The organism is Embleya sp. NPDC025285 (assembly GCF_055558835.1).
This window is the reverse complement of the sequence record NZ_JBVHLU010000296.1, coordinates 1-1443: the sequence shown is the minus strand read 5'-3', so window position 1 is coordinate 1443 and position 1443 is coordinate 1. Positions and strand designations below refer to the sequence as shown.

Here is a 1443-nt window from a genome sequence, read left to right as displayed (position 1 = left end):
GCACTAGTAGTACTTCGTTAGGTCGGGATTGGTATTCGTGTGCGGTGTTCGAGTTTCCTTGTGGGGAGAGGGCGTTCGCAGGTGTGGCAGATGCCGTCCCAGCAGCTCAGGAGGTCCTGGAGTGCGTCGAGGACCTGGTAGAGCGTCAGGCCGGCGTGGGGGCTTTTGGGTGGAGCCGGTGGAAGGTGAGGAAGGCGTGGGCGGCGGTGACCAGGGCGACGTGGTGGTGCCATCCGCGCCAGGTCCTGCCCTCGAAATGGTCCAGGCCCAGGCCGTGTTTCATCTCGCGGTAGTCGTGTTCGATCCGCCATCGCATCTTCGCCAGGCGCACCAGTCGGCGGGTCGAGGTGCCCTCGGGCAGGTTCGTCAGCCAGTACTCGGTGGGGGCCTTCTCCCCGGCGGGCCACTCGCTGAGCAGGGTCGCCGTGGGCAGCACCCCGTCCCAGGCAGCCGAGCCGCCCGCCCGTTCGATGGCGTGCGCACGGATCGCGACGCCGGCCGGGCGCACGATCCGCACCCGGAACCGGGAACGCATCGGTCCCCTGGAACCCTTGCGCCAGGTCACCCGCCGGTGGGACTTGGGACCGGGCTCCAACGCGAGGGTCTTGAGGGAGGACGCCTTCCCGCGGTAGCGGACCGCGGGCCTGCGACCCCTCCCGCTCCAGGCGGGCGCGGTCGGCAACGCCTCGTGCGGGTGGGCCGACTCGTCGGCGCGCACCGCGACCACGAACTCCAGACCCCGGTCGACCAGGGCCCGCCGAAACGCGGAGTTCTGCCCGTATCCGGCGTCCGCGACGATCGTCCTCGGGGACAGCCCCCAGGCGATCGCCTCGTCGATCAGGTCCAGCGCCAGGCGCCACTTCTCCCGGTGCCCCACCTCGTCCGGAACCCCGGCCCGGGTCCTGCGTCCGGCGTCCTCGTCCCACTCGACGGGGACGAACAGCCGCCACGAGATCGGCACGGAGGCGAGGTCGGAGGCGGCGTGCAGACTCACCGCGACCTGGCAGTTCGACTGTTTGCCCAGTGCCCCGCACCACTGCCGGGCCACCCCGACCGACATGCGCCCGTCCTTGGGGAAGGACACGTCGTCGATCACCCACACCTCGGGCTCCACGATCGGAACCGTCCTGAGCGCGACCGCCCGCAACACCGCCGCGTGGTCCCACGGCGACTGGTTCACGAACTGCTGCAACGACTGCATGTCCCCGTCCGGCAACCGATCCGCCATCGGCTGGATCGACTTCCTGCGACCGTCCAACATCAACCCGCGCAGATAGCAGTCCGCCCACCCACGCGTGTCCCGACGCGACACCGAGGCGAACACCTCCGCCACGAACGCGCCCAACTCGGACCGCAGTTCCTCGATCTCCCCCAGGTTCACACCCACCAGCATGCCGGAAACCGGCCAGTGAGATCAACAGAGCTAACGAAGTACTACTAGTG

1 protein-coding gene is annotated in these 1443 nt (G+C 69.2%); it reads right to left on the bottom strand.

Annotated features, from left to right (window positions below):
- Positions 1-145 precede the first annotated feature (145 nt).
- A complete protein-coding gene (locus ACZ4FV_RS52330; RefSeq protein WP_465328535.1) occupies positions 146-1381 on the bottom strand; it encodes an IS701 family transposase in 1236 nt (411 codons plus the stop codon).
- Positions 1382-1443 lie beyond the last annotated feature (62 nt).